Raw genomic sequence first — 10181 nt, 5'->3', positions numbered from 1 at the left:
AACGGCACCGGCCAGCATGCGGCTAACACCCTCGCCGCCCGGCTGTTGGCCGAGGGCCGCACGGTGCGGGTACTGCTGCCCTCGGCACCCGGGCGGGACTGGCTGGATGTACTGGTCGGAGGTCGGGCATGAGCGACGATCTCGCACTGTTGATGGATCCGGCTGCAGCCCCGCCCCTTGCTGCCACAGCCGCCGTCAATTCCAAGACAACGACGAAATCCAAATCTGCTTTCTCCGGCTTCGACCGCTTCCGCAGCAAAACCGATGGCGTCTGGTACCGGCCGGACGAGGACACCGAACCACGCAAGCTGTGCGGGCCGTTGCAGATCGTCGCACAGGTGCGGCATCTGGACGGCAGCGGTTGGGCGGTACTGGTGCAGCTGGCCGATCTGGACGGGACATCCAAGGCACACCTGATTCCGCGCGCCAAACTGCTGTCGGACCAGTCGACCAAGGTACTGGAGGAACTCGCCGAGAAGGGTTTGTGGTTCTCGTATGCGGCCGACCTGAAGAAGCTGATGCTGCAGTACCTGCAGACCGGGATCGACGCACCCCGGGCACGACTGGTGCCGCGCACCGGCTGGCAGGGTTCGGCCTTCGTGTTGCCGGAGCGGGTGATCGGTGACGGTGGCGAACTGCTGGTCTATCACGGTGGCGCCAGTGCCGAGCTGATCGCTTCCGGGACACTGGCCGGCTGGCAGGATGGGGTGGCGCGTTACGCCGTCGGCAATCCATTGCTGGCGCTGACGCTCAGTGCCGCGCTGGCCGGGCCGTTGATGGCCTTCTTCGGCATGGACTCCGGCGGTTTCCACCTGGCCGGGCCGTCGAAGAACGGCAAGAGCGTCGCGTGCCGCGCGGCGGCATCGCTGTTCGGTGCGCCACCGCGTTACGAGAAGTCGTGGCAGACCACGGCGTCCGGGGCAGAAGCCCAGCTCGAAGCGCACAACGACCTGCCGCTGATCCTGGACGAGATCGGCCGCGCCAAGGCGTCGGATGTGGCGGCCGTGGTGTACATGCTGAGTCAGGGTCAGGGCAAGAGCCGTAGCCGGGCCGATGGCGGTTTGCGGGCAATGACCCGCTGGCGCTGTTTCGTGCTCTCGAATGGTGAACACTCGGTGGCCGACTACCTGAAGATGCATGGCGTGCCGGTCAATGCCGGGCAACTGGCGCGCCTGCTGCATGTGAGTGCCGAGCGGTCACACGGGGCGTTTGATTCACTGCACGGCTTCGCCGATCACCCGGCGCTGTGTTCGGCGATCGCCAAGGCCGCCGACCTACATCACGGCGTGGTCGGGCTGGCGTGGCTGGAACAGCTCGCCGGTCTCGATCACGACCTGTTGCGGCAGCAGCTGGCCAAGGCCCAGAGCGCGTTTGCCGCGACCTTCGTGCCGGCCGGCGCGTCGGGGCAGGCAAGGCATGCGGCGAACTACTTCGCCCTCGCCGCCTTTGCCGGTGAAACCGCGACAGCCGCCGGACTGACGGGCTGGCCGGCGCAGACGGCGTGGCAATCAGCCGGGCTGTTGTATACGGCGTGGCTCAAGCAACGCGGCGGCGCCGGCAACGAAGAAGACCGGCAAATCCTGCGACAGGTGCGGCTGTTCTTCGAACAGCACGGCGAAGCCCGCTTCACCCGCTGGGACCGGGAAGATGCGGTGATCGACGAGCACGGCCCCAAGACGTTGGCCCGTTGCGGCTTCCGCAAGACGGAACTGATCTGTACTGACGGAAAGGCCAGTGGATCGCAGCACAGCGAGACCACCTATTACGTGCTGCCCAACTCGTGGGCCAGCGAAGTGCTCAAGGGGCTGGACCTGAAGCGCGCCAACCGGCTGTTGCTCGAACTCGGTGTGCTGTTGCCGGGCAACGGGAACAAGGCCTCGAAGACCGAGCGACTGCCCGGCATGGGCTCACCCCGGGTCTACGTGGTGCTGCCGACACTGTGGCAGATGGGCGGTGACGATGACGTCTGAACAGGGCCATTTCTTCAACTGGATCAACGGGATATCGCCCTCTTCACAGTCGCCCAATACAGGTGAAGGCGTGACACCTGTGACACGTGCCGACACCACCGGTGTCACGACAAAAACCCTTATGAATCAACGTTGTGACACCTGTGACACGTGTGACACCACAAAGTCGACAGAGCCGGGGGAAGGCCCGCTGGGGACGGGCCAGCAGGACACCCTTCGCGCGGCGATTTTGGCGAAAGACGACTGGGGTTTGTGGCGGGAGATCACCGGGCAGGTGGCTGACCATTACGACGCCAGCGACACCGAAACAGCAGACCTGATGCAGCAACTGGCAGGACAGGATCCGGCCTTCCTGACCCTGCTGCTGGACGAAGCCCGACGTCATGCCCTGCCGGTGACCGAGCGCTTCGACTTCTGGCAACTCGCTTGCCCCGGCCACGTCCTCCTGCGCGTCGTCACGCCGAGCCACAACGGCTTCATCACCCTCCCCGCCGACCGCCCCGGTGCCCGGCTCTACCATCAGGCCACCGCCATCCTATCCCCGCCGATGCCTTAGGGGGCATGGGTCCTCCCGGACGGGGTGGCCCTCACGGGTAACGTGGCCGCGCAGGTTTGCGGCCATCCGGTTGCCAGACATTGCTTAACAGTTAACCGACTTAACAGGGTTAACCGATAGGTTTGGGCAATGGTCCGGCCACCGCTGGATCAAGGGGGCCGTCAAAAGGCTGGACCGCCCCTCCCTAGACCGAGTAGTCAGCCGTCTCTGCAGCACACCTGAAAAAACATAGGGGAGGGTCTGAACAGGCCCGGAGACCGACAAAATGGCAGGTCGATGACGTTCGAGTCCGGCAACCCATCGATCGCGGCCTGTCGACCCTGCCTGCTGCCGGCAAGGGGTGACTCAACCGGGAAACCGGGATACCTGCCTACGCGGTTTCACAATGCCCCCGCTTCCGGACACGCAAGCCACCACCCATACATCATATGAATATTGAATACGCCTTAGTCCCGTAGAGGTGCAACGGGTGTCACTGGCAGCCAACTGTCTGTAAGAACAACGAGGGAGGGGTTTTCGTCTTTTTTGATCTGAGTCCCCTCGGTTTTCCCCCCGTTTATTCAGCCATCCATTGAAACCCGCATTAATGCTAGACACATGTATTACTCGCTGCAGCCCGGACCGCCCGGCCGCGCTTCAAACACAGCCGGGCAGACTCCGAAACCCCGCACCGTTTTCCGGTTGCGGGGTTTTTTTACGTCCATCGCGTACCAAGCCCCGCCCGCCAGACTGCCCTCGCCCGGACATCACGGAAACGGAAGGGCGTGGCACGCGCCAAACGGCGGGACCGGGAGGCAAGGCACGAGGCCGACAATCACACGATAGGGATGGTCATCTCTCCCGATACGCGCAGGTAGCGGCAAGCCGTACTCCCGGCATACAACAATCAATAGAAAAACTGTATCGATTAACAACAAAATTCGAGCGGCCGACACTTAAATTTTACATTGGCACAGCAAAATGTAAGTCTTGAAAAATAATTCCAAACAGAACAGTTGCAAGTATTCTTCATCAATAGTTCACGCAACTGAAAGGCCTGGCCAAGCATGCCCGAAACGCTAAGCGTGTTGCTGCAGCAGAACCCCGCCATTGCCCTGTTCCTTGCGTTGACGGCCGGCTACGCCTTTGGCCGTGTCCGTTTCGGGCCGATCCAGCTCGGCGGCGTTTGCGGCACGCTGCTTGCGGCGCTGCTGATCGGCAACTTCGTCGAGGTCCAGCCGGCTGCCGGCATCAAATCGCTGTTTTTCGCCCTCTTCATTTTCGCGCTCGGCTACGCCGGCGGGCCGCAGTTCTTCGCCAACCTGAACGCGAAAGGCCTGCGCCTCGGGCTTTTGTGTGCCGTTGAAGTCGCGGCCGTGCTGGCGCTGGTGATGGGGGCCACCTGGCTTTTCGGCCTTGATCAGGGCACCGCCGCGGGCCTGATGGCCGGCGCCGCCACCGAATCCGCCGTGGTCGGAACGGCCTCCGATGCCGTATCCAAACTGCCGCTGGCTCCGGACCTGATCCAGAAGCTGCAGGCCAACGTCGTGACGGCCTACTCGATCACCTACGTGTTCGGCCTGATCGCCATCGTCATTGCCACCAGCCAGCTGTTTCCGCTACTGCTGAAAATCAACCTCAGGAAGGACGCCGAAGCGCTCCTGCAGCAGATGGGCGGACTGAACAATGACGACGATGGCGCCGACCTGCAGGCCGCCCCCGAAGTGGTCGGGCGCATTTACCGCATTGATGCCGCAGCGGGGAAACAGGTTGCCGACATCGAGGCCGGCGTCGACGGCAAGGCCAGCATCGAACGGGTCCGGCGCCACGGCAAACTGATCGATGCGACTCCGGAACTGGTCCTGCTACAAGGAGACGCCGTCCTGCTCACCGGCCAGCGTGACAGCGTTCTGGCCTGCAGCCACTTGCTGGGCCCCGAAGTCGCGCACGTCGCCGGCCTCGATTTCGCGGTGGAGATCGAAGACATCGTCTTCAACCGCCGCGATCTGGCGAACCGGGCACTAGGCGAGCTGCGCCGCGAATTCCGCCGGACCGGGATCAGCGACGGCGTCCATCTGCTGGAAATACGCCGACTGGGCGAGCCGCTGCCGCTGCTGCCCGACCTGCGCCTTCAGCCCGGCGACGTCGTCCGCCTGCAGGGCTCGCCGCGCGACATCGCCAGGGTCAGTGCGCACATCGGCCAGCGCATCGACAAGTCCGACGAAACCGACTTTACCTACGCAGGGCTGGGCATCGTGCTCGGGATTCTCGTGGGGGCGCTCGGCATAAAGATCGGCGGCGTCAATTTCTCGCTCGGCACCGGTGGTGGCGCGCTGCTGAGCGGCCTGCTGTTCGGCTGGTTTCAGGCCCTGCGCCCCGGCGTCGGGCACATTCCGGCTTCCGCAATCGAACTGATGAAAGACCTCGGCCTTGCCATGTTCATCGCCTGCGTCGGGCTGTCCTCCGGGCCGCAGGCCATGGCGCTGGTCAAGAGTTACGGCATTGCGCTGCCGATCACCGGCGTGCTGATCGCGCTGGTACCGGCGACGCTGTCGTTGCTGCTGGGGCGTTTCATCCTGAAGCTCGACAGCCCGGTGCTGCTCGGCGCGATTGCCGGGCAGCAGTGCAGCACGCCGGCGTTGAGCGCCGTGGTCAACGCGGCCGGCAACACGACGCCGCTGCTCGGTTACACGATCACCTATGCCATTTCCAACATCGTGCTGCCGCTGATGGGGCCGCTGATCATTTTTCTGGCAGGTCAGATCGTCGTTCACTGACCCGCTTGTCCTGCAGTAAACCAACTAAAAGAGGTGCGCACCGTGGATTGGCTACACGAAATCTTCAAGCGATCTCCAGAGATAGCGTTGTTCCTCTCTCTGGCGCTCGGTTACCGGATCGGCAAGATCAACTTCGGCAAGTTCCAGCTGGGCGGGGTCGCCGGCTCGCTGCTGGTTGCGGTCGTGATCAGCCAGGTCGGCGTCTCGATCGACCCGGGCGTCAAGTCGGTGCTGTTCGCGCTCTTCATCTACGCGGTCGGTTACGAAAGCGGACCGCAGTTCTTCAACTCGCTCGGCAAGCAGTCGATCCGGGAAATCATTCTCGCCATCGTCCTGTCCGCCACCGGTCTGCTGACCGTGGTCGTGCTGGCCAAGCTGACCGGGCTGGACAAGGGTCTCGCGGCCGGTATCGCCGCCGGTGGCCTGACGCAGTCGGCCATCATCGGCACGGCGGGGGATGCGCTGGCCAAGCTCGGCCTGCCCGCCGAGGAGCTCAAGCAGCTGCAGGCCAACGTCGCCATCGGTTATGCGGTGACTTACGTGTTCGGTTCGTTTGGCGCGATCATCGTCTGCGTCAACATCCTGCCGAAGTTCATGGGCCGCAGCATCCGTGACGACGCCATCGCAGCCGAAAGCGCGATGCAGGCCGGCGTCCAAGTGCTCGGACCGGGGCAGCTTGCGGCTGTCCCGCAACTGGTCGGTCGGGTCTACCGCGTCGAGAAGGCCGCCGGGCGGACCGTAGGCGAGATCGAGCAATCGTCGACGCCGCCGACCACGATCGAACGCGTCAAACGAGGCGGACAGATCATTGCCGCGCCGGCCGAGTTCGTGCTGTCGAAAGACGACATCGTGCTGCTGGTCGGCCGCCGCACCGCCGTGCTCGAACAGTCCGCTGTGATCGGTTCCGAGGTTCACGGCGAAACCGGCATGGATCTGGCGATGCAGCGCATCGACATCGTGATCACCAGCAAGCAGCTGCAGAACAAGTCACTCGGCCAGATCGCCGCCGAAGCCTCGCCCGAAGTCCGCCACGGCGTCTATGCGGTCGGCCTGTCCCGGATGGGCAAGCCCTTGTCGATGGCACCGGAAACCATCGTCCAGACCGGCGACGTGCTGACCGTGTACGGCGCAGAGAAGGACGTGAGTCGCGTGGCCGGCGTGGTCGGCTACATCGTGATCCATACCGAAAAGACCGACTTCGTCTACATGGGCGCCGGTCTGGTGGTCGGCCTGCTGATCGGGCTGCTGGTCGTCAAGATCGGTTCGATTCCGCTCACGCTGGGCAGCGGCGGTGGCGCGCTGCTCTCGGGCCTGCTGTTCGGCTGGTACCGCGCCAAGAAGCAGACCTTCGGCGCCATGCCCGGCGGCGCGGTGCAGATCCTGAAAGACCTCGGTCTCGCCGGCTTTGTCGTCGTCGTCGGCCTGTCGTCGGGCCTGCAGGCCGTTGAAACCGTGCGCGAACACGGCTTCACGATCTTCCTCGTCGGCGTCGCCGTCACCATCATTCCGCTGCTGCTGACGATGCTGTTCGGCCGTTACGTGCTGCGCTACGACAACGTCGCCATTTTTGCCGGCGCGCTCTCAGGCTCGCGCAGCGCCAATCCGGCCTTCGGCGAAATCCTCGACAAGGCCGAGAACTCGATTCCCACCGTTCCTTTTGCGATCACCTATGCGCTGGCCAACGTGCTGCTCACGTTGCTCGGTCCGCTGGTCATTGCCTTCATGTAAACCCCGTCGGCTCAAGCACGCATTCACAAGGAGTACACCATGAGTTTCACCAACATCGACGATTTCTCCGGTCTCAGCCCGTTCGAGCTGAAGGACGTGCTGATCAAGGCGGCCAGCCAGAGCGACAAGCTGATGCTCAATGCCGGCCGCGGCAATCCGAACTTCCTCGCTACCGTGCCGCGACACGGTTTCTTCCAGTTCGGCCTGTTTGCGATGACCGAATCGGAGCGTTCGTTCGTCTACATGCCCGAAGGCGTCGGCGGCTTCCCGCAGCGCGACGGCATCGAGGCACGCTTCGAGATCTTCACCAAGGCCCACGCCGGCGTACCGGGCATTGCCTTCATCGAATCCGCCGTCTCCTACGTCCGCGACCAGCTCGGACTGTCGGCCGGCGATTTCATCTATGAAATGTGCGAAGCCATCCTCGGCTGCAACTATCCGGTGCCGGACCGAATGCTGGTGCTGAGCGAGAAGATCGTCGCGCAGTATATCCACCGCGAAATGATCGGTACCTACCCGTTCAAGGGCCATTTCGACATGTATGCGGTCGAAGGCGGCACGGCGGCGATGACCTACCTGTTCAACAGCCTTCGCGAAAACCACCTGATCGAGAAAGGCGACACGATCGCGCTGGGCATGCCGATCTTCACGCCGTACATCGAGATTCCCGAGCTGAACGACTACCAGCTCAACGTCGTGCATGTGAATGCGCCGCCGGAAAACAACTGGCAGTTCACGACCAAGGAGCTCGACAAGCTGCTCGACCCGAAGGTCAAGGCCTTCTTTCTCGTCAACCCGAGCAACCCGCCGTCGACGAAGATCAGCGACGAAGTGCTGGAATACATCGCCGGCATCGTCAAGAAGCGTCCGGACCTGATCATCCTGACCGACGACGTCTACGGCACCTTTGCCGACAACTTCGTCTCGCTGTTCGCGATCTGCCCGTACAACACCATCCTGGTCTACTCGTACTCGAAGTACTTCGGCGCCACCGGCTGGCGTCTGGGCGTGGTCGCCACGCACGAGGACAACGTGCTCGACGCATCGATCGCCAAGCTGCCGGAAGCCAAGAAGAAGCAGCTGGACGAGCGCTACGGTTCGATCACCACCGAACCGCGCCAGCTCAAGTTCATCGACCGTCTGGTCGCCGACAGCCGCACCGTCGCGCTCAACCACACGGCCGGCCTGTCGACGCCGGTACAGGCGCAGATGACGCTGTTCTCGCTGTTCGCGCTGATGGACGAGCCGGAGGCGTACAAGAACGCCATGAAGCGTATCGTCCGCCGCCGCAAGGTCGCGCTGTACCGCGAACTGGGTCTGCCGGTACCGCACGATGCGAACAACATCGACTACTACCACCTGCTCGATTGGGAAACGATTCTGACCCAGCTGTACGACAAGGACTTCGCCGACTGGCTGTTCAACTCGCTCAAGCCGAACGAAGGCTTGCTGCGACTGGCGGAGGAAACCGGCATCGTCCTGCTGCCGGGGCAGGGCTTCGGCACCACCAATCCGTCGGGTCGCGTCTCGCTCGCCAACCTGAACGAGTCGGACTACGCCCGGATCGGCGCGGCAATCCGCAAGATCGCGGCCGAAGCCCATGCCGTCTACGAAGCCGCTGGTGGCAAGAAGGCACCAAAAGCCGGCGCGGCGAAGAAGTCGAAAAAGTAAGCGGCGTTAAGTACCGGATACGCCTAGCCCGAAGCCCCGCAGCTATGCGGGGCTTTTTCAATCCAGCAATCAGGGTAAGGCCTCGGCAGAACGAACCGTTTACGGTACCGGCATTGCCCTTGCCCCACTTGCAGGAGATTTCGGTGATGCTCGCCTCAGCCAAAAACCGTCACGTCGCTATCGCGCGCTTCGATTCCTGCCGCCTGTGGCGCCTGCCGATGCAACGGCCGTGGCCAGCGCCGACCGGCTTGCTGCGCGCCGGAGCGCCGGCATGATCAAGCAGTTTGTCCTCGACTACCTGCTGCCGACCCTGGTGAGTACCGGGCTGGGCAGCTTTCTGCTGTTCACCCTGTTTGCCCGCCTCGTCTACGACTATCTCGCAACGCATTATCACGACCTGCTGTCGCCGCAACCAACCCATGGCCTGCACGACTCCGATGCCAACGGCGCCTTCATGGCCGACGTCTGGCACGTCGGCCGCAGCGGTGAATGGCGGCGGATCGATTCGGCGTTCTGGCGGGGTTTCTTCTGGCTGACGATGACGACCGGCGGCGTCATGCTGGTCAGCCTGACCGGACTGGTCGCGATCTTCCTGTTCCCGCGCTGGTGGCGCTAGCAACGCGTGATCGCCCAAGGGCCGGGGCACGATCCGTCCGGTCTGGAGCCCGCGGTCGGCGGGGACGCCGAAAGACCACACGGCAAAGTACCGCACTGCGTGGCAGGCGCCCGATAGCGAAGCGAGGCCTTGTGTTGTAGCAATAACAACGACTACAAACTTTCTATAAGGTGAATTACCTAGTCAGTCTAAAGTGATTTCTTTCCCTGCAGCGGAGACTCCGGTGATCCTTGCTTCTGCCTACTATCCGTTCAGCGCCGACGCGCGCTTCGATTTCGATTACTACCGTCAGCAGCATCTGCCGATGGTGCTGCGACTGCTGGGTCCCTACGGTTTGCAGCGCACCGAGGTGGTCCGTGGCGTACCGGCGCTCGATGGCTCCGCACCGCGCTTTCTGGCTGTCGGCCAGCTGTACTTCACCGATCTGGCACGACTGGCCGACGGGCTGGCGGCCCATGGCGACGACATCCTCGCCGACGTGGTCAACTACACCGATCTGACGCCGGACATCCAGTTTGCCGAGGTATTGGCATGATCAAGACCTTCGTCCTCGACGCCCTGCTCCCGATGCTGGTGTGCGGCGGCCTTGGCGGCTTCCTGCTGTTCACGCTGCTGGCACGGCTGGTCTACGACCATCTGGAGACGCACTATCACGACATACTGTCACCGGCAGCAACGCATGGTCTCCTCGAAACCGACTCCTTTGGCGGCTATATGGCCGATGTCTGGCGGGTTGCACGCAGCGGCGAATGGCGCCGGATCGAGTCGGCGTTCTGGCGCGGCATGCTCTGGTTCTCGATGTCCGCCGGCGGAACCATGCTCGTCAGCCTGACCGGATTGATGGTGATCTTCATGTTTCCGCGCTGGTGGCGCTGAACGGCGCA

General features: G+C 63.2%; 8 protein-coding genes. All 8 read left to right on the top strand.

Going from position 1 to position 10181, the window contains the following annotated elements:
* Positions 1-128: 128 nt before the first annotated feature.
* The 8 genes from JMJ54_RS09440 to JMJ54_RS09405 all read left to right on the top strand — a co-directional run bounded on the left by JMJ54_RS09440 (position 129) and on the right by JMJ54_RS09405 (position 10173).
* The gene (locus JMJ54_RS09440; protein WP_203538106.1) at positions 129-1970 is read left to right on the top strand and encodes a DUF927 domain-containing protein; all 1842 of its coding nucleotides are present in this window, start codon (positions 129-131) and stop codon (positions 1968-1970) included.
* A complete protein-coding gene (locus JMJ54_RS09435) occupies positions 1960-2526 on the top strand; it encodes a hypothetical protein (protein WP_203538104.1) in 567 nt (188 codons plus the stop codon). Before JMJ54_RS09440 ends, JMJ54_RS09435 begins: the two co-directional genes overlap by 11 nt.
* Positions 2527-3572: 1046 nt before the next feature.
* Positions 3573-5282: an aspartate-alanine antiporter gene (aspT, locus tag JMJ54_RS09430; RefSeq protein ID WP_203538102.1), complete on the top strand. Its 1710-nt coding sequence runs from the start codon at positions 3573-3575 to the stop codon at positions 5280-5282.
* Positions 5283-5315: 33 nt separating this feature from the next.
* The gene (gene aspT / locus JMJ54_RS09425) at positions 5316-7010 is read left to right on the top strand and encodes an aspartate-alanine antiporter (RefSeq protein ID WP_308437991.1); all 1695 of its coding nucleotides are present in this window, start codon (positions 5316-5318) and stop codon (positions 7008-7010) included.
* Between the two features lie 39 nt (positions 7011-7049).
* A complete protein-coding gene (locus tag JMJ54_RS09420) occupies positions 7050-8681 on the top strand; it encodes a bifunctional aspartate transaminase/aspartate 4-decarboxylase (RefSeq protein WP_203538098.1) in 1632 nt (543 codons plus the stop codon).
* A 271-nt stretch (positions 8682-8952) separates the two neighbouring features.
* Positions 8953-9297 carry a hypothetical protein gene (locus JMJ54_RS09415; protein WP_203538096.1) on the top strand — a complete coding sequence of 115 codons (345 nt, stop codon included), beginning with the start codon at positions 8953-8955 and terminating at the stop codon, positions 9295-9297.
* A gap of 223 nt (positions 9298-9520) precedes the next feature.
* Positions 9521-9832, top strand: coding sequence for an EthD family reductase (locus JMJ54_RS09410; protein WP_203538094.1), 312 nt, complete (start codon positions 9521-9523; stop codon positions 9830-9832).
* Positions 9829-10173 carry a hypothetical protein gene (locus JMJ54_RS09405; RefSeq protein ID WP_203538092.1) on the top strand — a complete coding sequence of 115 codons (345 nt, stop codon included), beginning with the start codon at positions 9829-9831 and terminating at the stop codon, positions 10171-10173. The genes JMJ54_RS09410 and JMJ54_RS09405 overlap by 4 nt, the downstream gene beginning before the upstream one ends.
* Positions 10174-10181: the final 8 nt, after the last annotated feature.

The organism is Jeongeupia naejangsanensis, assembly GCF_016865585.1.
In the GTDB taxonomy this organism is placed as follows: Bacteria; Pseudomonadota; Gammaproteobacteria; order Burkholderiales; family Chitinibacteraceae; genus Jeongeupia; species Jeongeupia naejangsanensis.
This window is presented reverse-complemented; position numbering and strand designations above follow the sequence as displayed.

Coding starts and splice junctions, on each gene's coding strand:
- aspT (WP_203538102.1), top strand. CDS start 3,573: ATGCCCGAAACGCTAAGCGTGTTGCTGCAGCAGAACCCCGCCATTGCC.
- JMJ54_RS09435 (WP_203538104.1), top strand. CDS start 1,960: ATGACGTCTGAACAGGGCCATTTCTTCAACTGGATCAACGGGATATCG.
- JMJ54_RS09420 (WP_203538098.1), top strand. CDS start 7,050: ATGAGTTTCACCAACATCGACGATTTCTCCGGTCTCAGCCCGTTCGAG.
- JMJ54_RS09440 (WP_203538106.1), top strand. CDS start 129: ATGAGCGACGATCTCGCACTGTTGATGGATCCGGCTGCAGCCCCGCCC.
- JMJ54_RS09405 (WP_203538092.1), top strand. CDS start 9,829: ATGATCAAGACCTTCGTCCTCGACGCCCTGCTCCCGATGCTGGTGTGC.
- JMJ54_RS09415 (WP_203538096.1), top strand. CDS start 8,953: ATGATCAAGCAGTTTGTCCTCGACTACCTGCTGCCGACCCTGGTGAGT.